Genomic DNA, 20,936 nt, shown 5'->3' with positions numbered 1-20,936 from the left:
ATGAAAATATCCGCCTGCACAGTAGAGTACAGACGGACATAACAGGTATGAATGTGGTTTTTGATCAAAAGGTTGTAAAACCCAGAATCAGTTGCAGCTTATATAGGATACCTTTCAAAAAGGTAGTCTTCTCCTGAAACTCATCCAGGTCTAACGTGAATTCGGCATCATTATTATTCCAAATACGCTCGAAATAACTCGCGATATCAAGCGTGAACTTATTATCTGGAGGAGCAGCAACCCATAGATCATTCTCCAGATTGTAGTCATTCAGGTTTCGAGGTGTGAAGTTGGTTGAACCCCCGAGGACAATATGATCACCGGTTGCTTTGGCAAGATAGATCATCTTGGTATGGTATTGCTCCTTGGTGGTGTTATACCAGCGGATCTGAATTTTACCGTCGGATTTATCATGCAATTCAGCAGCGACAGGACGGTTCGGAATGCCGATCTTCTCCTGACCAAAGGCATTTTCATTTGGATCAAGTACAAGCCGGATCTCGGTTCCTCGTTTTGCGGCTTCCAGCAGGGCTTCCAATACTTTCGGAGAGGCCACATAGAACATGCCCATCCATAAGGTGTCACCTTTGCCAGCCTGATTGATCTCATGGAGTGCAGCGTCATTCACTTTGCCTTCAGTTAAATAGCGAATTCGTAAATCTCCCGTATTCGAATCCGGGGAAGGAGCTGTGTAGGCAGGAACCTGGCCTCCACCTGAGAAGTCGAGAACAGCTTGTTCTGACTGAAGAATATCGCCAATGATTGGACCTGTTACTTCAAATGCAATGTTCGAGTGGTAGGCACTCGCATCATGAATATTGCCAGAAGAGACAATCGCCGTCTTCTCACTAACAACAACTTTGCGATGATTTGCTTTCACATTGAGCAGCTTGAGATAGGAACGGACCGTTACATCGGGGCCATCCGTGGCCATCAGGTTTTTGATCCAGCCATCTCCCGATTGACCAAACCATTGGAAGAAGGTCCGCCAGACCGCAGAGTATACTGGCGTTGAATCACGCAAAGGGTCCACATCCGTGATGACCACATGAATGCCTGCTTGTTTCATTTGTTCCAGCAACGGATTCGGTGCTGAGTTATAGTTGGTATTTACTTCATCTGTAATGAACCAGATGTCCATATCAGGATGCTGATTTTTTTTGGCAACCAGCGCTTCGGTGAATTCAGTACTCACGGGAGGAAAGTTCTGTCCCTTGTGCTGATAATTATTGAACAGGAACATATCCACCAGGACAAACTGCTCTGCTTCCTCCACAATCTGCATCATGCGCTGGAAAATCTGTTGTTCGTGCTGCATCTGTCCATCAGATGAAGGGTAGGTGAGGTCATGCAGGAACTCGACTTGATCCACACGATACTCCGGACTTTCGTAGGAAATGCCCGGTGGTAATGGTTTGTAGGTTTGATAGAGCATGACGGCGATGAGCCATAGGACCAATAGGACGAGTCCTGTTCGTATGTATGGAAATTTGCCGCGTGAAGACTTGCGGTCTGATGTATGGCGGCGTAATGAGACCAACGGTGGACTCCCCCTTCTGTGCTTGCTGACTTCTATTACCACACGGATGATAACGTTGACGCAGGACAACCCGGTAGAATAACTGATGTAGCGGTAAAAAGCATACGGCAAAATTGGCAGGATGTAATCGACAGGTGTCTGAGCGTTGTGTATAATGAGTGTATTATTTTTGTAGAATGTTAGGGTTTTCATATGCCTGACAAGGACGGGGAACCAATGATATAACCTTTGAAATCTGGACATTTAGGAAAGAAAGTGGGTAATAAGGTGTATTCCATCAAACAAGTCGCTGCCATGCTCGGTATCCCGACGGTGACGCTCCGGGCTTGGGAGAATCGGTATAGTGCGGTCACCCCTGAGCGGACGGAATCGGGGTATCGAATGTATACCGAAGAGAATGTTGCGGATCTGCGCTGGTTGAAAGAGCAGGTTGAGCTGCATCAGACCAATATTTCGGAAGCGGTACGGATGTTGAAAGTAAACAAATTAAATCCGCCCGAGGCTGTGCCCACGCCGATCATGGCTCCGGTGCCTACGATGGAAGAAGCCTACGCACGCATGGCAGATCAGATCTATGACTCGCTCTACAACTTTCAGGGTGAACGTGCCAATGGTTTGATTGATTTTGGTTTCACCATGTATGGGTATGACTCGATGTTCTATCATGTGTTGGTGCCCATTCTGGTTCGGGTTGGAGATGCATGGGAGCAAGGCAGGGCTTCGGTGGCTCAGGAACACTTCATGACACAGCTGATTTCACAGCGGTTTTATCAGTTTTTCCATCTGTTCCCGATCTATCCGCATCTGCCCAAAGTTCTGGCGTTGTGTCCGGAAGGGGAGCACCATCAGGTTGGATTGCTGCTGTTCTCTCTCTTTATGCGTAAAAATGGGGCGGAAGTACTGTATCTCGGTGCGAACACGCCCGAAGAAGGCATCTTCCCGATTATTCGGGAGCAGAAGATCAAGTTAGTCTGCCTTTCGATCACAAGCCCAGGGCTTCTTGAACGGTGTGATCAGCTTATAGAGCGGATTAAAAATGAGTTTCCACATATTCGCTTCGTACTTGGTGGAAAGGGCTATGAGCGTGCAGATCATGCTCGTTATCCGCAATGGATTATGCCAGAGGATTCAGCGGATTGGCAGTCATGGATAGAACGCGAGTATCTCGCAAATCGACCACCTGGTGCGAGGTTTGGACAGGCACATAACTAAACATATCGTATCATTCAATGAATAGGTTAGTGTATAAAGGACATCCTTTGACGAAAGTGATCAAAGGGTGTTTTTTGTGTTTATATATGGATTAGTAGAGTATTTTGACCAACGGGTCATTTTTTGGTTTACAAGGTCGTATAATATTTGTATTATATTTGTATAATGTTTTTGCTAGTTACCGCTTAAAGTGTTCTTGGGTGGTTTAATAATAGGTTAGGGGCTAGAGAACTATAGGAATTCCCTACATAGAAAGGTGAGTGGCATGATACCGAATCAACAACGCAAACGTGCAACTGTCATTGGCGCAGGTCCGGGTGGACTTGCAGCAGCGATGTTATTGTCCGGTCAGGGGTACGAGGTAGATGTGTATGAGAAACAGCCAGTCATCGGGGGGCGTTCTGCCAGATTGGAACTGGGTGAATATCGATTCGACCGGGGTGCAACATTTTTGATGATGCCTCAGCTGATTGAAGAGATGTTTGACGTGGTGGGACGCAAGTTATCCGATTATGTGCATATGAAAGAGTTAACCCCACTGTACGCACTGAACTTTGGTGATAAGGTGTTCACGCCTTCTCGTAATCGGGAAGATACAGCTGCACAGATTAAGGAGTTGTTTCCTGGCAATGAGGACAATTACCTTCGGTTCATGCAAGAAGAAGAAGTGAAATTTGGCAAAGTCATGCCTTTGCTCCGTCGTCCTTTTGGCAAGCTGACTGACTATCTGCGCAAGGATGCGGTAACAGCTCTACCCAAGCTTGATGTCCACAATACAGTCTATGGAATCTTGTCCCGCTATTTTACAGATGAGCGTCTACGCTGGGCATTTACATTCCAATCCAAATATCTTGGCATGTCTGCCTGGGATTGTCCGGGTACCTTTACCATATTATCGTTTATTGAGCATCACTACGGATTGTTCCACCCCATTGGCGGTGTGAATCGGATCTTCCAAGCCATGGCTGATGTCGTGGAAGAATACGGAGGCCGAATACATACTTCCACCCCGGTGAAACAGGTCATCGTTCGCAATGGTCGTGCAGAAGGTGTGTTGCTTGAGAACGGTGAACGCATCGAAGCGGACCATGTGGTGGTGAACGCCGACTTCGCACATGCGGTGAATCATCTGTTCGAACCGGGCGTCCTTAAGAAATATACCCCTGAGAAAATGAAACGCAAAAAATACTCCTGCTCCACAGCGATGCTGTATCTGGGCGTAGATGGTGATGTGGACTTGCCGCATCACTCGATCTATTTTCCCGAGGACTACCGGTTGAACGTTGATGAGATTACCAAGCACAAAATGTTATCAGCCGATCCATCTCTATATATTCATAACCCTTCCAGACTTGATTCGACGCTGGCACCGGAAGGGAAATCTGCTTTATATGTTCTTATGCCTACGCCTAACCTTACCGCAGACATTGATTGGGAGGCAGAGCGGGAGAATGTGCAGGAGGCCATGATGAAACGAATGGAAGGCATTCCTGAGCTGGCCGACATACGCAGCCGTATTGAAGAATGTATGCTGTTCACTCCACTCGATTGGGAGACTGAACTGGATGTGTATCGCGGAGCAACATTTAATATGGCACATAATTTGGGTCAGATGATGTACCTGCGTCCCCATAACCAGTTTGAAGAGTTGAAAAGTGTATGGCTGGTAGGCGGCGGAACACATCCGGGCAGCGGGTTGCCCACGATCTTTGAATCGGCACGGATCAGTGTCAGACTGATTCAGGAAGAGGACGCACGCACAAGCTCTAAACCATCCTCGTACGTGAAGACGGCAGAAGTCGGAGGGCATTCATGAAGCGGGCCGCTATTGTAGGGGCAGGGATTGGTGGACTTACTTCTGCGCTGTTATTGAACCGTCAGGGCTGGGATGTCACCGTCTATGAACGGGGTTCTCGCGTTGGCGGGCGCATTGGATATGAGCAGGAAGGGGAATACCGGATCGATCAGGGGCCAACGATCGTACTGCTGCCGGAGATGTTACTTGGCATACTGGAGGAAGCAGGCGTAGATCGTTCGAAGATTGAGTTACTTCGCTGTGATCCGTTATACAGAGTGCATTACCACAGTGGTCGTGTCATGACCAAGATGACCTCACGTGAAGAGCAGACGGCGGAGATTGAACGTTTGTTCCCGGGAGAGAGCCGGGGATTCACACGATTCATGAAAGATATGGACACGTTGTTTCCGGCAGGCCGGGCAGCGTTTCTGGAAAGGGCTTTTCCGCGCAAAAGGGATTTCTTCACCCCTTCGCTCATGTCACTCATGGGCAGATTGCGTGCACACAAAAGTGTCCGGAAAGCGGTAGGCGATTATTTTCAGCATGAGGAATTGCTTGATGCGTACTCTCTGCAAAGTCTATACATCGGTGGATCACCGTTTGGAACGCCAGGAATCTATTCCCTTTTGCCTTACGCAGAGCATGAATATGGCATCTGGATGGTCAAAGGTGGATATGCAGCATTGCCGGCCATGCTGGAACAGGAACTGATATCACGTGGTGGACGTGTCGTGCTGAATTCGGAAGTTACCGGGCTCAAGATTAAAAATGGTGTGTGTGAAGGTATAGAAACGGCAGCAGGCGCAGAACATGTGGATGCAGTTATCTACAATGGTGATTTCCCCCATCTATCAGGTTTGCTTGGACAATCACCACAGGTAGCGCGGAAAAGAAAACCGTATCGTCCCTCTTCCGGATGTGTATTGCTCTATGTCGGCGTGGACAAAACCTGGGAAGATGCAACAACGCACCAGTTCTTCCTGCCACCGAGTCTAGAAGGTAGCTTACAGGAAGTGTTCAATCAGCGACGCATTCCGGCAAAGTCCTCATTTTACGTATTTAATCCGGTCGCATTGGATGAAACTGCAGCGCCTCAAGGACAGAGTGTATTGTATTTCCTCATTCCGGTACCAGATGCCGAAGGTATCGACTGGGATCAGGAGAGTGAAGCATTGGCAGAACGTGTACTGGAAGAAGCGGAGCAACGAGGGTTCCCGGGACTTCGTGCAGCGATCAAGTGGAAAAAGGTACGTACACCCGCTGACGCAGAGCGAGACGGGCTCTATGGGGGCGGAAGCTTTGGTATAGCACCTGTATTGTTCCAGTCCGGTGTATACCGACCGCAACCCAAACCATTCCCTAATATAAAGGGATTATATGCCGCAGGAGCATCTGTACATCCAGGTGGCGGAGTGCCGATTGTAATGCAGAGTGCACGGATGGCCGTCAATCAACTCATGAAGGAGATGGGAACATGAATGAAGCGATTTTGAGCAGGTGTGAAGAGTTGATGCAAAAGGGTTCTTCCTCTTTTTATCAGGCCTTTAGAGGGTTGCCAAGTCCACGTCGGGAAGCGGTATATGTCATTTATGCCTTCTGCCGCATGATTGATGACAGTGTAGACGAGCCGGAACATTCGCCCTATACGATACACGAGATCCATGATTTGTTTGATCGGCTAGACGATGCGGAAGGACACTTTATCTGGCCAGCACTGAGATGGTTGTTCAGCAGTTTCCCTCATCTGGATAAGGGGCCATTTTTCCGTCAGATGGAAGGGCAGCTCACAGATCTTAAAGTAACGCATTATACAACGATGCAGGAACTGGAGCGTTATTGTTATCTGGTGGCCGGAACCGTAGGTGAGATGTTGTTGCCTGTATTGCGGGATGATAACGGCGCAGAAGTAGCCATGAACGGGATTGCTTTGGGTAAAGGGATGCAGATCGTTAATATTATCCGGGATGTTGGTGAAGATCGGGCCAGAGTGCGCCGGTATGTTCCGCTGGAGATTATGGAGAAGCATGGTTACACCGAGCAGGACTTCGAAGAAGGGATCGTGGACGAACGCTTTATTGCCATTGTTCATGAATTAAAAGCTGCAGCATTGAACTGGTTCCGTATTGGCATGGATCGTCTGGATACGTACCCAACAGAAAGTGCGTTTTCCATCGAGCTGGCAGCAGCCTTTTACTCCACCATTCTACACGCGGTTGAACGCAACGACTATGACGTATATACCAAACGTGCATATGTTAGCGATGAATTGAAACTGGAGATGTTGGGTGCAATTGTGAAACGTTACCCGATGCTGGCCTATCAAGCCTCCCGAACGGCGGTATCCTGATGATCCAGTGGCTTTACTGGGCGTGGTATGTCATTGGAGCAACCTTGATGCTAACGATCGGTGTGCCTGACGTATTATCTTTTTCAAATGGTTTATTTCTAATCTTCTACGCATTGTATGTGCTAGATCTGATCTATCAGGGGCGTAATCGGACAGGCCTGTCCGACCAGTCAGTCATCTGGCTGAAACCCGGACTCTGGATATCCTCTGTGATTATCTGGCTTGGAGGTATGGGCGTAGAGTGGGTAGGCGTTCATACGCATTGGCCTTTTGGCGAGTATACCTACTCAGACTTCTTCGGGATTCATCTGTTCAGTGTGCCAGTTACACTTGGTTTTGCCTGGATCGCAGTGGTCGGTAACTCGGCACTGTTAAGTGGCGGCGGTTCAACCTGGACTGGCAAATTGCTTCGAGCAGTGAAGACCGGGTTCTGGGCGATTGTTCTTGATCTGGTACTCGACCCTGTTGCGCATGCAAGAGGATTCTGGGAGTGGCAAGCCCCAGGTGGATTCTACGGTGTTCCGTGGACCAATTACATAAGCTGGTTTATCATGGGTGCATTCCTGTCCCTCTTCCTTCCAGCCATGCCTGGTGACCGTAGCTCATTGCTGCGTGCAAAATGGTTGTATCAGCTGTTTATTCTTTTGTTCGGCCTACTTGCTCTAAAGGAAGGAATTACGGGCAGCTTTATCATCGCCATTGCTGGGATGCTTCTTGCCGAAGGGAGCTGGCTCTATGATTCGCGCCGTAAAATCAAAACCGTTTAATCATATTTTCGCCTTATACAATCACTATTATCTGCTGCGTCGGCGCTTCCGCTCCTTCACGCTCACGGGGTCACTGGACCCGCAGGTGGACATCAGGGACAACTCCCCGATTGAGCCAAATCGACCGGTGATCTACTTCATGAACCACAGCTCCTGGTGGGATGGTCTGCTGCTCTATCATGCGTCCAGGCAGACGTCAAGGGGAGATCATTATGTGATGATGGAGGAGCAACAGCTTCAGCAGTATGCTTTTTTTCGTAAATTGGGTGCGTATTCGATCAATAAGGAGAGTGCGTCCGGTATTCGGACCTCTCTACAGTACACCAGTGAGCTTTTGAATTCGGGTAAAAGGGTCTGGGTTTTTCCGCAAGGAGAAATATTGCATCAGGAGGCTAGACCAATTCAGTTCCGTCCAGGCATCGGATTGTTGCTTCGTCGCTCCCCGAATGCCATCGCTGTACCGGTAACCTTGTGCCATGGGATGGTCCAGCATGATCTACCTGAAATATCAATGCAGGCAGGCCCGCCTGTGATGGAAGACTGGAAAGCGTGGAAGAGTGAAGAGATTGCCTCCAGACTCGGTCATGTGTTGGAACGGCAGTTAGACGATCACAGATCAGAGCTTATACGGGTGGGTCAGGGAAGTTTGCCAGATGCGCTTCCGTTGATTCGTCATGTACGTTCAACAAGTGAAAAATACGATGCGGCACGAAAGCGGGTGAACCGTTAGCATGAATGCATCTGAGATCTTCTGGACTGTGCTTACAGGCGTATTGGGTATACAGTTGCTGTTCGCTATATGGAATGTCTCCTGTCTGCCCAAAGTACGGTCATTCCGGGCAGACAAGATACAACCACCAGACCTTCTGGTCTCGGTACTGATTCCAGCCAGAAATGAAAGACTACATATTGAAGGATGTCTGGAAAGTGTGCTCGCTAGCGATACGTCGGGATTCCGGATGGAAGTATTGGTGCTGGATGATCGCTCCGAAGATGAGACAGCGGCCATGGTACAAGCGATTGCGGATCGCGATGCACGTGTGCGTTTGCTGCATGGTGTCGATCTTCCCGAAGGCTGGATGGGGAAATCTCATGCGTGTCACAGGCTGGTTCAGGAGGCCAAGGGAGAATGGTATATGTTCGTGGATGCGGATGTACGTCTCGAGCCAAGTGCTATTCGGCAGACGCTTGCGGCGGGGTGTGAGCAGAGCGGGGGGCTGGTAACCGGTTTTCCTTATCAGGTAACAAAGACGTGGATGGAAAAGCTTGTTGTACCGATGATGGTTTTCACCATCATCAGTCATCTACCCATTTTCATGATACGCAGATCATCCAGTCCGATGTTTGTGGCCGCTACGGGGGCTTTTTTGCTGATTCATCGCTCCAGTTACGAAGCATCCGGCGGTCATGCTGCCATTCAGGCACATCTGGTGGATGACATGAGTCTCGCCAAAGCAGTTAAGCGTGCAGGTCATCCGGTGATGCTGACAGACGTGCATGACGTAACGAATACACGCATGTATCAGAACGGGGCAGAAGTATGGAATGGGTACAAGAAAAACATGTATGAAGGTATGGGCCGCAAAGACGTACTGCTGCTTGGTACGATGTTGATATATACACTAATGTATATTGTGCCTCCACTGGGCTTGATTATTGGACTCATGACGGGTAGTTCGGTGTCCATTCTGTATGGATTGGTAGGAACATTACTTGGTATGGCTGTGAAAAGAGTAGCGGATCATGCTGGCGGACAACCCTGGTGGCTCGCCCTTCTGCAACCGGTCAGCATGGCCTGTGTCATTGCCATCGGACTTGCTTCCTGGCAGGCAGGCCGCTCCGGCAAGGGGTATGTATGGAAAGGTAGGCGGTACAGTTGAGAGGTAACGTCATTATAATCGGTGCAGGATTCGGAGGTCTGTCGTGTGCGATACGACTGGCTTCACAAGGTGTGCAGGTGACCATTCTGGAACGGCAGCAACACGTAGGTGGCAAGCTGCAGCAGATTGAGCGGGACGGGTATCATTTTGACCGTGGACCGAGCACAATCACGATGCCATCGACCTTTCGTTCAGTCTTCGACCATTCGGGAGTAGCAATGGAAGATTACGTACAGCTATATGAGTTAGAGCCGCGCACGCGTAATATATTCGCAGATGGCACAGTGGTAGATTTATCAGGCAATCGCGGGTGGATGAAGGAGCAGATCGCGGCGTACAGTCCGGAGGATGCGGCTCGGTATGATGCATTTATGGATGAGTCTGCTGCACTGTATGCGGAAGCCAATCGTCATTTTCTGGGTAAGTTGCTGCTGTCTCCTTCTGACAAATACAATCTCCAAATGCTGCGCAGCCTGCTCCGCGTACGGCCAACGGTGAAGCTGGATAAGCTGCTGCGGTCGTATTTCCAGCATCCGCATACGCTCGCTATGTTCGGACGGTACGCAACCTATGTGGGCTCATCGCCGTATCAATCACCTTCTATCTTTGCCATGATGGGTCATGTGGAAGCAGAAGTCGGCATCTATGGGGTCAAAGGCGGAACCTATCAACTGATCGAAGGAATGACCCGGCTGGCTCGGGAAAAAGGTGTGCAGATCATTACCGGTACAGAGGTCCGGCAGATTGTTGTTCGGAATGGCAAAGTGGCAGGCGTGGATACGGATCAAGGCTTCCGGGAAGCCGATCAGGTGGTTGCCAATGGAGATGTACTTAGCGTGAATCGATTGCTGCTCGCACCGGAACATCGGAAAGAGATGAGCGATGCACGCATACGGAAGTATGAGCCATCCATTTCGGGATTTGTGACGCTGGCGGGTGTGCGAAGACAATATGATGCGCTGCTGCACCATACGGTCTTTTTCCCGGAACGGTATGAACCGGAGTTCGACCATATTTTCCGTGATCGTAAAATGCCCGCCGATCCCACGATCTACATCTGTTATTCCGGTTATTCGGAAGCAGGCATGGCCCCGGAGGGAGCCAGTAACCTGTTCATTCTGGTTAATGCCCCCTACTTGTCGGACGCGTGGAATTGGGAGGAACAGACGGAACGTTATGGGGAGTTTGTGCTTGAACAGTTAGCGACGCGGGGAATTACCGGTTTGAAACAATCCGATGTGCTGATCCGATATACGCCGCGAGATATCGAACGGGATACTTTGGCGCATCAAGGCTCGATCTACGGCATTTCATCCAACTCCGTGAAGCAGACCTTCATGCGACCGGGTAACCGAAGCAAAGATGTACAAGGACTCTGGTACGTCGGCGGAACAACACATCCAGGCGGCGGCACACCGATTGTGACATTGTCCGGGCAGCTTGTTGGTGAGCAGTTGGCATCGGAAATTTTGAGATAAGTTCGTTGTGCAGATGATGGAGTAAAAATGTGATCTGTTAATCCAAGTGCGTGTTCATCGTCCGTGTTAACCAGCTTTGAAGTTGAGACGGAAGATCCGTGCTTTTGAGAAGCGTAAAATAGTGGTGCTCCGAGATTTAAGTGAGATATTTGGTGTCGGGGCATCCTTTCAATAGGTGGATTGGAACGTTATACTGGATAGAGTTGAGCTGTAATGCTTATTTAATAAATGTTTTGTCTTTTTTACAAAAGACTTATATACATAGAAGCTAGGAACGGGCAGGTTATCCTGTCGATCCGCACGATTCTCACATAGGAGGTCTCATCATGAATGAACAAGAGCGAGCCGGCGAACGGCTGCTTCCCGAAGTGGCTACGGGAGAACGGAAGCTGGAACACGTGCGCCTCTGTCTTGAGGAGAATGTGGCAGGAGAAGGGGTAACCAGCGGTATGGAGCGGTATGCGTTTCGCCATCACCCACTGCCGGAACTGGATTTTGAAGAGGTGCATCTGGAGACTTCGTTTATTGGCAAAAAAGTGCGCACACCCTTGCTCATCAGTTCGATGACGGGTGGAAGCAAAACAACGGGCGCCATCAATGAACGTCTCGCCCGAGTAGCAAACGCCAGAGGCTGGGCGCTTGGCGTAGGTTCGATCCGGGCTGCCGTGGAACAGCCGGAACTGGCGAATACGTTCGATGTCCGCCGTTGGGCACCGGACATCCCGGTCATTGCCAACCTGGGCGCGGTGCAGCTGAACTATGGTTTCACCACAGCTGATTTTCAACGTGCCGTAGACATTGCTGGAGCGGACATGCTCGTGCTTCATCTGAACACGTTGCAGGAAGTTTTCCAGCCGGAAGGTAATACTAACTTCAGCGGATTATTTCAACGGATTGAGAACTTGTGTCGTGAGCTAGATGTGCCTGTTGGCGTAAAAGAAGTAGGTTTTGGCATCGATGGCGTGACGGCTCAACGCTTATATGAAGCGGGTGTCGCGTTCATTGATGTAGCCGGAGCAGGGGGCACAAGCTGGGTACAGGTGGAGAAGTACCGCAACAATAACCCGGTACGCCGGGCGGCAGCGGAAGCTTTTGCCGACTGGGGCATTCCCACAGCGGAGTGTATTCAGGAAGTACGAGCACTGAACCCTACTGGTGCCCTGATCGGCAGCGGTGGATTGTACACAGGCATGGATGCGGCCAAAGCCCTCGCGCTCGGTGCGGACCTGGCTGGTTTTGGCCGATCTCTGCTCGAATCCGCAGTCGCATCGGATGATGCGCTGAATGAGCGGTTGGAACAGGTTGAGTTTGAGTTGCGTACCGTCATGTTCGGCATTGGTGCAGGTCGGATTGAGGATCTGAAGCAGACGTCACGTCTGGTGGAACGGCGTTAGGCGCGGGGTTAAAATGAAGATGATATAACCCCATTGGAGTTATTTAATTATATATTTTGAGTCTACTCATATTACTTCCTATGTAACTGGAACAAAAATAGTGTAGAGGATATTTCATTAAGAAATATCCTCTACACTATTTTTAATATTAAAATTGTCGGGCACTGATATTCATATCCATTTTATGACCTGTTGAACTATAGATATAAACTTTGACGTTTGTTGTGCCTATGACACCTATTCTTGTTGTTTTTTGAGTCCCTTTTTTGATTGGAATATCAATTGGGGAAAGATTGCCCACAGTAAGTTTGGCATAAATAGTATCCGTACTAGTGTTGTTAATCCAAAGATTAGAAGTCTCTCCATTGTCAGAATCCAATGTGAATGATTTTTCATATGCACTGTAACTACTGTAATTGAATGGTCTTATAAGTTGTATATTCAATGGAGCAACAATCGGATCATTAGAGTTTTCCACAGTGATTGGAGGGTTAGTAAAAGCATCTTTCGCTCTATCCACTAATCCAACAGCACTATCTGGATGTGCAGAAAGTAATATAGAGAAAGCTAAGCCTGCACCTAAAATTATGTTTAATGACAATGTAATTTCCTCCTCTATGCTTTTAGTATGTAATGAGGATGTTCCAATTACTTATATAATTATGTTGCCGAATGATTACATACATTCCTCTTTCACGGTTACATTCTCATTGGTAACAGTGACGTATGAATTGCCGGATAAGTATTCCGTATAACCGCAAACCGTTTTGTTATAGGTTTTACCGCGGCTGTCTGTAAACGCAAGGGAGACGGCCCCCTCCCCGGAAAGTTTCAGCTGCGGGGCGAATTTCACGTTTGCTCCGCTGGGAATATCCTTCTCGAATATGTAGGTGGAGCCACTCTCATTGTTGTTTAACGAGTTGTCGCCTTGGACTAGGCTAGCCTGAATATTGGTGAGGTCATAGTCGGATTGATTGTGGATCGTGATCCTTAAGTGGCGAAAGGGATCAATTGCATTCAGAAAGCTCATAAAAGCGACGATGGCGATTCCGAGTATGATAGCGGACAAGATAATCATTTTCCTTTTGGAGAATCGGCGACGTGTGTTCAATATGACCCACTCCTTTCCTTCATGAGGTATAAACGCTTCAAAGAGATCAATAGTTATAAACAAAATGGATAATATGAAATTTGAATTCAAATCGTCAGAATAACTTCATGCGCTAAACGGGAGAACAGGATACAATAAGATACTAGTAGTGCAAAAAGGACTGCACAGAGTTCATACATAATTAAGATCACTCTTAATAAGGAGGGGAATAACTTGGAACTTTCTCCAATGAATCAGGAAGATTATGCGAGTTTTCGCATTCGATCGATTAAAGACTTTGCACAGGAAAAAGTAGAAGCGGGCACCTGGGCTGAGGAAGAGGCGCAGCAACTGGCCGAGGAATCTTATGAACGTTATCTGCCAGAAGGCTTAAACACACCCGGAGCATATCTCTACAATCTGGTGCATCCTGTGGACGGCAATGTAGGGTATATCTGGTTTAACATCACGGATAATCGTCGTGGGAAGGATGCTTTTTTGCTGGATATTGTGGTTGAAGAAGCACACCGCGGTAAAGGGTATGGAACAGAGACGATGGAGGCGCTTGAACAGACGGCCTTGAGCCTTGGCGTGGATCGTATTGGTTTGCATGTGTTTGGACATAATGTGCGGGCGAGCAGCCTGTATCGGAAGATGGGATATGAGGTAACGGATCTAACCATGTACAAGGAAATTAAAGGGTAAACCTAATAGCAGATAATCTAGGCCAAACTTAAGATCTGCGCAAAACGAATTATCCGCATTAACTGGGGATTTCGGGAAGCGGAAGGGACTCTGGTCGAATTGGCGAAGTTCCTTGATGCCTTGAGGTTTGTCATATATAATGTATAGGATTATCCATACCGAACAAGTAATCAATGAGGAGTTGTCATATACATGGCTTTGAAAGCTGGAATCGTGGGTTTGCCTAACGTAGGTAAATCTACATTGTTTAATGCAATTACACAAGCAGGTGCCGAATCGGCAAACTATCCGTTCTGTACGATTGACCCTAACGTGGGGATCGTTGAAGTACCCGATGAGCGTTTGGACAAACTGACAGAACTCGTTGTACCTAAGAAAACAGTACCAACGGCGTTTGAGTTTGTAGATATCGCTGGTCTTGTTCGCGGTGCGAGCAAAGGCGAAGGTCTGGGTAACAAGTTCCTTGCCCACATTCGTGAAGTAGATGCGATTGTACACGTGGTACGTTGCTTTGTAGATGAGAACATTACACACGTCGATGGCAAAATTGACCCGGTAAGCGACATCCAGACAATCAATCTGGAGCTGATCCTGGCCGATATCGAGAGTGTTGAGAAGAAAATCGATCGCTCCAAGAAAAACATGAAGGGCGGCAACAAGACTGCCTCTCAAGAAGTAGAAGTGTTGGAGAGAGTGAAGGCTGTTCTGTACGATGACAAGCCAGCACGCAGCATGGAACTTACGGATGATGAGCTTCTGATCGTGCGCGATCTGCACTTGCTTACCCTGAAGCCTGTTCTGTACGCAGCCAATGTAGCTGAGGACGAAATCGGCGATGTGGCGAACAATGCTTACGTGCAAAAAGTAAGAGAATTCGCAGCTGCTGAGAACGCAGAAGTGGTGCCAATCAGTGCGAAGGTTGAAGAAGAGATCTCCGAGCTGGAAGGCGAAGATAAACAAATGTTCCTGGAAGAACTCGGTATCGAGGATTCCGGTCTGAACCTGTTGATCAAAGCGGCTTACAAATTGCTCGGTCTGTACACATACTTCACAGCAGGTGTACAGGAAGTTCGTGCTTGGACAATTCGTAAGGGTACCAAAGCGCCTGGCGCAGCCGGTGTCATTCACACCGACTTCGAACGCGGATTCATCCGAGCAGAAGTGGTTTCCTACGACGATCTGGTTGCAGCGGGTTCCATGAACGGTGCTAAAGAGCGCGGACAACTTCGTCTTGAAGGTAAAGAGTACGTTGTAAATGACGGCGACGTTATGCACTTCCGTTTCAACGTATAAGTTGTTACACCTTTATATGTAGATTCAATAACATGACCCTGCGACCTTCTCGTGAAGTTCGTGGGGTCTTTGTGCGTGGAAAGTAGCGCGGAACAAGAAAAACTACCGGGAATAGGTTGGTCACCTTGCAATCCGGTGGTTTTTCATTCGTTTGATTGAAATTCGCCGTGGTCGCTCACCGGCCTTTGTTAGAGAAGTCACGATGTTAGCGCATCGTGGCTTTTGTTTATTTTACATTTCGGAACAACATCGAACAACAATTTCATTTTGTATTTCGCAGCACCAAAAATTAGTTCATCCGCATGCGGAACAGTTACTATTCAGAACCCTAAGAATATGCTATAATTAAGAGTCGTATACCACGTTAAAATTCGCGCTGTAACAGATGAGCTTAAGCGAGTTTCATACAGGGTACGCGATTACTTGATTTCACTTTAAAAGTAAAGGATTTGATGACGTTGTAGCGATGTTATACGTCGATCATACAGGAATGTGAATACATGCTGCGGTCAGGGGATTCGGTGAGAATCCTGTGCGTTGTGGAATATAGATTATAGATGTTATGAATAATGAAACCGAAATAATTATTAAAAACGATTTTTGCATGGACAAAATAATGTGTGAGGTGACTATACATGTTGGATAAATTACAGGCGTTAGCCGACCGTTATGACAAGTTGAGCGAGCTTTTGTGTGACCCGGATGTGGCAAGTGACAACAAAAAGCTGCGGGAATACTCCAAAGAACAATCCGATCTGCAACCAACTTATGAAGCGTACAATGAATACAAACAGGTAAGTCAGGATCTCGAAGCTGCAAAGGAAATGCAGGGTGAGAAACTGGATGATGAGATGCGTGAAATGGTCAAAATGGAAATTGACGAACTGAGCACTCGCCAGAAGGAACTGGACGAATTGATTCGTGTACTCATGTTGCCAAAAGATCCGAATGACGACAAAAACGTTATTGTTGAGATTCGCGGAGCAGCTGGTGGAGATGAAGCAGCGTTGTTTGCAGCAGATCTGTATCGGATGTACACACGTTATGCAGATGCACAAGGCTGGCGTGTAGAGCTGATGGACGTTAACACAAATGATCTCGGTGGATTCAAAGAGGTTGTTTTCCTGATCAACGGACGCGGCGCATACAGCAAAATGAAATATGAAAGTGGCGCACACCGTGTGCAGCGTATTCCAACAACCGAATCCGGCGGACGTATTCATACGTCAACTTCAACGGTTGCGGTTATGCCTGAAGCCGAAGATTTTGATATTGAAATTCATGACAAAGACATCCGTGTTGATACCTTCTGTTCCAGTGGTGCTGGTGGACAATCGGTTAATACCACAAAATCCGCAGTACGGGTAACGCACGTTCCAACGGGAATCGTGGCGACATGTCAGGATGGAAAATCACAGAACTCCAACAAGGAAAAAGCGTTGCAGGTTCTGCGTACACGTATCTTCGATATGAAACGTATGGAAGAGGAAGCAAAGATCTCTGTTGAGCGGAAGAGCAAAGTGGGAACAGGCGACCGCAGTGAGCGTATTCGTACGTACAATTTCCCGCAAAGCCGTGTGACGGATCACCGTATCGGTCTGACGATGCACAAGCTGGATCAGATCATGAACGGGGAGATTGAAGATATCTTGTCTGCACTGACGATTGCTCAGCAGACCGAGTTGATGGATAGAGGAGAATAATCTGTGACCCGCGCGCAGTTTGTCATGACGCCGGAACAGAGCTGTCGGGAAGCCTTCGTGGAGGCTTCCTCTTTTTTGGAGAAGTGCGGCGTGTACGAGCCGCAAAACAATGCTCGGCTGCTGCTGGAACATATACTCGGCGTTTATGGCGCCGCGTATTACATGATGCAGCCGGAGCCTTTTCCCAGCGAGCATCGCAGCCGCTGGGAGGACGCCGTCACGCGCAAGGCTGCGGGTGAGCCGGCGCAATACATTATCGGCAGCCAGGAATTCTATGGGCTGCTGTTCGAGGTCACGCCGGCCGTGCTGATTCCGCGGCCGGAGACCGAGCTGTTGGTCGAGGCTGTGCTGCGCGAAGCCGACCGCGTGTTTCCTGACGGCGCTCCGCTCGCCGTCGATATCGGCACGGGCAGTGGCGCCATCGCGGTGACGATGGCTTCACTGCGCCCGCGCTGGCAGGTCGGCGCCGGGGATCTCTCGGCGGCTGCCCTGCAAGTGGCCGCGCGGAACGCGGCCGCGAACGGGGTACAGATCGACTTCCGTGAAGGCGATCTGCTGGCCCCGTTCGCCGGGGCACGGGTGGATATCCTGGTGTCCAACCCGCCATACATCCCGGCGGCAGATATCGCCGGGTTACAGCAAGAGGTGCGCGATCATGAGCCGCGCATGGCATTGGACGGCGGTCCGGACGGGCTTGCACCGTACCGTATCATGCTGGAGCAGTTGGCGCTGTTGCCTGCGCCGCCGCAGATCATTGGTTTTGAGCTGGGCCAAGGGCAGGCTCGCGACATCGCAGCTCTGCTTGAATCGGCGGGACATTGGCCGGAAATTATCATTGTACCGGACCTTGCCGGAATCGAGCGGCATGTCCTGGGTGTTCGTACTTCGGAACAGGTGACGAAAATGTAAGGTTCCGCGGGTTTTCTTTTTGCCGTGAAATCCTCTACAATGAGATATACCGAAGATTTCTGAATGCTTGGGGGAACATAATTACATGCTGCACAAATTTAAAAAGATAGACTATTCTATCGTGTTTATACTGGTTATTCTGATGGTTATCAGTATTTTGTCGATTTACAGTACAACGTTTGGTCGTCCAAAGCTGGAGGGACTCCCGAAAAGTGCAGTGATCTTTTATATTTTGGGATTCGTAGTCTTTTTTGGGATGTCGATGATTAACTATAAATTCATAATCAAAAATTATTTATATATCTATGGCGTGGGGATGCTCCTGCTCATATTCGTTATGTTCTTTGGTAAGGAGTATTATGGTGCAAAAGGTTGGCTGTCCATCTTCGGGGTCAGTTTGCAGCCTGCTGAATTGTTCAAGTTATGCCTAATTGTGTTTTTATCGGCCTTTTTGGCCCGAAAGAAGAACCGTCCGCTCTATTTTGGACGTGACGTTATTCCGATTTCGCTCTGTGTTCTGCCGCCGTTACTACTCGTATTGCTTCAAAATGACTTGGGAAATGCATTAAGCTATGTAGTCATTCTTGTGGGCCTACTATGGATTGGTAACATTAAATTTACGCATGCTCTCATTGGCTTTATGATCGCAGTGGCTGCTTTTATCGGTGGTACACAGGCGTATATTCATTACCATGATGAGATTGTTAAATTTCTGAATGAAATTGGACGTTCGCACTGGGCGGATCGTTTTGACCCTTGGCTTGTACCAGAGCTGACCTCAAGAGATGTACTCTGGCAGACGTATAATGCAAAGCTTGCGATTGGTTCTGGTGGGATTACAGGCAAAGGCTATATGGAAGGCACGACGATTCAGTCAAATCGGGTGCCGCTGGCCTATGCTGACTCCATCTTTGTGCAGATTGGGGAAGAATTTGGTTTCATCGGTGCCTCGGTACTGCTTCTCCTGTACTTTATCCTGATTCACAGGCTTGTGCTGATTGCACTGGAGTGTAAGGATCGCGCGGGGCCTTATCTCATTGTTGGGATTATAGCGATGCTGCTTTACCAGATCTTTGTTAATATTGGTCCATTCATTGGTCTGATGCCGTTGACAGGGATTACGCTGCCGTTTATCAGTTCGGGTGGTACCTCCATTATGATCAACATGATCAGCATGGGTCTTGTAATGAGTATTAAGGTCCACACCGAAGAGAACGAGGATATTCTTGGCTCTGCGGAACAACCAAGTATTACCGATTTGGTGATGAAATTGCTAAGACGCAAGCCGTCGCAACAGGAGCAATAACGCTCTCGAATCAAACCGTGAAATAACACGTCAGATTTATGTATATAAGCTAGATAACTATAGAGCCCTGGAACAGACCAACCCAAGTTACATTGGGTGGATGTTTTGGGGTTTTTATTGTTTTTACGGTGTAAATTCAGGCCATTGAATAGTTCACTTTTTAGCCTGAAACGATCCTGATTTCCATTTTATCATCCATTTTTATACAATGGTAATATTGAGTTCAATTGGAAATGATAGAATGCTAGATTTCAGGGGGATGGACGGCGTCATGTTGAGAATGTTGAAAAAGATGGACGGTGTGATTCTTTTTGTAATGCTGTTGCTCATGATTATTAGTGTATTTGCGATTTATAGCGGAACGCAGACAGATGCCAACCTGGCGAATCACCATGTCAAAACGATGTATTTCTATGTGGCCGGGTTCATCGCGGTGCTTGTGATCGGGCTTGTGAATTACAAGTTATACGTGAAATATGCGTTTTATTTGTATGGCTTGGGGATCATCCTATTGATCCTTGCGAATGTCCTGGGCAGTTCGATCAATAATGCTAATGGCTGGCTGAAGCTGGGCGACAATTTTTCTTTTCAACCGGCAGAGCTGTTCAAGATGATTATGATCCTGTTCCTCGCCCATTTAATTGTGAAGAGGCAACGAAGCACGCTGGAGTTCTGGAGAGATATTGTGCCGATTGGCTGCTGGGCTTTTATTCCGTTTGCCCTTGTTATGGCTCAGAATGATTTGGGGAATGCGCTGGGGTATGTAGTAATTTTGGCTGCGGTATTCTGGATCGGAAATATGAGGCTGAAGCACGCATTGATTGCACTGGCGATTGTGGGAGTGACGTTTTTTGGCTTTGTTAAAGCTTATACCTTCTACCATGATGAAGTATTCACTTTTCTTGAGAAGATAAAACGTGAGCATTGGGCGGAGCGGATTGATCCTTGGCTTGTACCGGAAAAGGCTACCTCCAAAGCTTCCTGGCATACGAAAAATGCAGGTTTAGCCATCGGTTCAGGGGGCATCATCGGCAAAGGTTATTTGCAAGGAACATCCGTTCAGAGTGGACGAGTCCCCTATACGTATTCTGATTCCATTTTTGTTGTGATCGCAGAGGAGTTTGGCTTTGTTGGTGCATCCGTACTGATTCTGTTGTACTTTATCCTGATCCACCGTATGGTGCTGATTGCTCTGGCATGCAGAGATCGCGCGGGACCCGTCATCATTGTAGGTATTATCGGAATGTTGTTGTATCAAGTGTTTGAGAACGTGGGGGCGTTCCTCGGACTGATGCCACTCACAGGTATTACGTTACCGTTCATCAGTTACGGCGGCACCTCTTTGCTTATTAATATGGCTTGCATCGGTGTAGTCATGAGCATTAAGTTGTACGGGCAAGAAGAGGAGGATGAACTTCTGATCGGGGAGCAGCAACCCCCGTTGTCGGAACGTTTATGGAATATGCTCAAGAAAGAAAAAAGTGCTGTGTAACTGTTGAGTCGGTGTAGGTGAA

Annotated in this window: 18 protein-coding genes; 15 read left to right on the top strand and 3 right to left on the bottom strand. The window is 48.2% G+C overall.

The window, feature by feature from the left end; genetic code table 11:
• Positions 1 to 64 precede the first annotated feature (64 nt).
• Positions 65 to 1,435: a phospholipase D family protein gene (locus MKY92_RS27835; RefSeq protein WP_339301928.1), complete on the bottom strand. Its 1,371-nt coding sequence runs from the start codon at positions 1,433 to 1,435 to the stop codon at positions 65 to 67.
• A 372-nt stretch (positions 1,436 to 1,807) separates the two neighbouring features.
• Here MKY92_RS27835 and MKY92_RS27830 point away from each other — a divergent pair, with 372 nt between their 5' ends.
• The 9 genes from MKY92_RS27830 (at position 1,808) to fni (ending at position 12,416) form a co-directional block, all read left to right on the top strand.
• Complete coding sequence (locus MKY92_RS27830; RefSeq protein ID WP_339298340.1) at positions 1,808 to 2,752, top strand: MerR family transcriptional regulator; 945 nt, start codon at positions 1,808 to 1,810, stop codon at positions 2,750 to 2,752.
• A gap of 265 nt (positions 2,753 to 3,017) precedes the next feature.
• On the top strand, positions 3,018 to 4,568 hold the full coding sequence (gene crtI, locus MKY92_RS27825) for a phytoene desaturase family protein (RefSeq protein WP_339298339.1): 1,551 nt from the start codon (positions 3,018 to 3,020) through the stop codon (positions 4,566 to 4,568).
• Positions 4,565 to 6,028, top strand: coding sequence for a phytoene desaturase family protein (crtI, locus tag MKY92_RS27820; protein ID WP_339298338.1), 1,464 nt, complete (start codon positions 4,565 to 4,567; stop codon positions 6,026 to 6,028). The genes crtI (MKY92_RS27825) and crtI (MKY92_RS27820) overlap by 4 nt, the downstream gene beginning before the upstream one ends.
• Positions 6,025 to 6,897, top strand: a complete 873-nt coding sequence (locus tag MKY92_RS27815) for a phytoene/squalene synthase family protein (protein ID WP_339298337.1) — start codon at positions 6,025 to 6,027, stop codon at positions 6,895 to 6,897. The genes crtI (MKY92_RS27820) and MKY92_RS27815 overlap by 4 nt, the downstream gene beginning before the upstream one ends.
• Positions 6,897 to 7,664, top strand: coding sequence for a carotenoid biosynthesis protein (locus tag MKY92_RS27810; protein WP_339298336.1), 768 nt, complete (start codon positions 6,897 to 6,899; stop codon positions 7,662 to 7,664). Before MKY92_RS27815 ends, MKY92_RS27810 begins: the two co-directional genes overlap by 1 nt.
• Positions 7,633 to 8,394: a lysophospholipid acyltransferase family protein gene (locus MKY92_RS27805; protein WP_339298335.1), complete on the top strand. Its 762-nt coding sequence runs from the start codon at positions 7,633 to 7,635 to the stop codon at positions 8,392 to 8,394. The genes MKY92_RS27810 and MKY92_RS27805 overlap by 32 nt, the downstream gene beginning before the upstream one ends.
• Before the next feature lies 1 nt (position 8,395).
• Positions 8,396 to 9,544, top strand: coding sequence for a glycosyltransferase family 2 protein (locus MKY92_RS27800; RefSeq protein ID WP_339298334.1), 1,149 nt, complete (start codon positions 8,396 to 8,398; stop codon positions 9,542 to 9,544).
• On the top strand, positions 9,541 to 11,022 hold the full coding sequence (gene crtI, locus MKY92_RS27795) for a phytoene desaturase family protein (RefSeq protein WP_339298333.1): 1,482 nt from the start codon (positions 9,541 to 9,543) through the stop codon (positions 11,020 to 11,022). Before MKY92_RS27800 ends, crtI (MKY92_RS27795) begins: the two co-directional genes overlap by 4 nt.
• Before the next feature lie 326 nt (positions 11,023 to 11,348).
• The gene (gene fni / locus MKY92_RS27790; RefSeq protein WP_339298332.1) at positions 11,349 to 12,416 is read left to right on the top strand and encodes a type 2 isopentenyl-diphosphate Delta-isomerase; all 1,068 of its coding nucleotides are present in this window, start codon (positions 11,349 to 11,351) and stop codon (positions 12,414 to 12,416) included.
• A gap of 148 nt (positions 12,417 to 12,564) precedes the next feature.
• Here the strand turns inward: fni and MKY92_RS27785 are convergent, their stop codons facing one another.
• Together MKY92_RS27785 and MKY92_RS27780 are read right to left on the bottom strand one after the other, a co-directional pair.
• Positions 12,565 to 13,017, bottom strand: coding sequence for a hypothetical protein (locus MKY92_RS27785; protein ID WP_339298331.1), 453 nt, complete (start codon positions 13,015 to 13,017; stop codon positions 12,565 to 12,567).
• A 75-nt stretch (positions 13,018 to 13,092) separates the two neighbouring features.
• Entirely contained in the window at positions 13,093 to 13,527 is a 435-nt protein-coding gene (locus tag MKY92_RS27780) for a hypothetical protein (RefSeq protein ID WP_339298330.1), read from the bottom strand.
• 213 nt (positions 13,528 to 13,740) lie between these two features.
• Between MKY92_RS27780 and MKY92_RS27775 the strand changes: the two genes are divergently transcribed.
• The 6 genes from MKY92_RS27775 to MKY92_RS27750 all read left to right on the top strand — a co-directional run bounded on the left by MKY92_RS27775 (position 13,741) and on the right by MKY92_RS27750 (position 20,914).
• Complete coding sequence (locus tag MKY92_RS27775) at positions 13,741 to 14,211, top strand: GNAT family N-acetyltransferase (RefSeq protein ID WP_339298329.1); 471 nt, start codon at positions 13,741 to 13,743, stop codon at positions 14,209 to 14,211.
• A 192-nt stretch (positions 14,212 to 14,403) separates the two neighbouring features.
• Positions 14,404 to 15,504: a redox-regulated ATPase YchF gene (gene ychF / locus MKY92_RS27770; RefSeq protein WP_017691917.1), complete on the top strand. Its 1,101-nt coding sequence runs from the start codon at positions 14,404 to 14,406 to the stop codon at positions 15,502 to 15,504.
• Positions 15,505 to 16,139: 635 nt separating this feature from the next.
• On the top strand, positions 16,140 to 17,207 hold the full coding sequence (gene prfA / locus MKY92_RS27765) for a peptide chain release factor 1 (RefSeq protein WP_017691918.1): 1,068 nt from the start codon (positions 16,140 to 16,142) through the stop codon (positions 17,205 to 17,207).
• A gap of 24 nt (positions 17,208 to 17,231) precedes the next feature.
• Positions 17,232 to 18,116 carry a peptide chain release factor N(5)-glutamine methyltransferase gene (prmC, locus tag MKY92_RS27760; RefSeq protein ID WP_339301926.1) on the top strand — a complete coding sequence of 295 codons (885 nt, stop codon included), beginning with the start codon at positions 17,232 to 17,234 and terminating at the stop codon, positions 18,114 to 18,116.
• A gap of 85 nt (positions 18,117 to 18,201) precedes the next feature.
• Positions 18,202 to 19,422: an FtsW/RodA/SpoVE family cell cycle protein gene (locus MKY92_RS27755; RefSeq protein WP_339298328.1), complete on the top strand. Its 1,221-nt coding sequence runs from the start codon at positions 18,202 to 18,204 to the stop codon at positions 19,420 to 19,422.
• Positions 19,423 to 19,693: 271 nt separating this feature from the next.
• Positions 19,694 to 20,914, top strand: coding sequence for an FtsW/RodA/SpoVE family cell cycle protein (locus MKY92_RS27750; protein ID WP_339298327.1), 1,221 nt, complete (start codon positions 19,694 to 19,696; stop codon positions 20,912 to 20,914).
• The last annotated feature ends 22 nt before the right edge of the window (positions 20,915 to 20,936 follow it).

The organism is Paenibacillus sp. FSL R5-0623 (genome assembly GCF_037974265.1).
Lineage (GTDB): Bacteria > Bacillota > Bacilli > Paenibacillales > Paenibacillaceae > Paenibacillus.
This window is presented reverse-complemented; position numbering and strand designations above follow the sequence as displayed.

Coding starts and splice junctions, on each gene's coding strand:
- prmC (WP_339301926.1), top strand. CDS start 17,232: ATGACGCCGGAACAGAGCTGTCGGGAAGCCTTCGTGGAGGCTTCCTCT.
- MKY92_RS27805 (WP_339298335.1), top strand. CDS start 7,633: ATGATTCGCGCCGTAAAATCAAAACCGTTTAATCATATTTTCGCCTTA.
- MKY92_RS27835 (WP_339301928.1), bottom strand. CDS start 1,435: ATGCTCTATCAAACCTACAAACCATTACCACCGGGCATTTCCTACGAA.
- fni (WP_339298332.1), top strand. CDS start 11,349: ATGAATGAACAAGAGCGAGCCGGCGAACGGCTGCTTCCCGAAGTGGCT.
- MKY92_RS27750 (WP_339298327.1), top strand. CDS start 19,694: ATGTTGAGAATGTTGAAAAAGATGGACGGTGTGATTCTTTTTGTAATG.
- MKY92_RS27755 (WP_339298328.1), top strand. CDS start 18,202: ATGCTGCACAAATTTAAAAAGATAGACTATTCTATCGTGTTTATACTG.
- MKY92_RS27815 (WP_339298337.1), top strand. CDS start 6,025: ATGAATGAAGCGATTTTGAGCAGGTGTGAAGAGTTGATGCAAAAGGGT.
- prfA (WP_017691918.1), top strand. CDS start 16,140: ATGTTGGATAAATTACAGGCGTTAGCCGACCGTTATGACAAGTTGAGC.
- crtI (WP_339298338.1), top strand. CDS start 4,565: ATGAAGCGGGCCGCTATTGTAGGGGCAGGGATTGGTGGACTTACTTCT.
- crtI (WP_339298339.1), top strand. CDS start 3,018: ATGATACCGAATCAACAACGCAAACGTGCAACTGTCATTGGCGCAGGT.
- MKY92_RS27800 (WP_339298334.1), top strand. CDS start 8,396: ATGAATGCATCTGAGATCTTCTGGACTGTGCTTACAGGCGTATTGGGT.
- ychF (WP_017691917.1), top strand. CDS start 14,404: ATGGCTTTGAAAGCTGGAATCGTGGGTTTGCCTAACGTAGGTAAATCT.
- MKY92_RS27810 (WP_339298336.1), top strand. CDS start 6,897: ATGATCCAGTGGCTTTACTGGGCGTGGTATGTCATTGGAGCAACCTTG.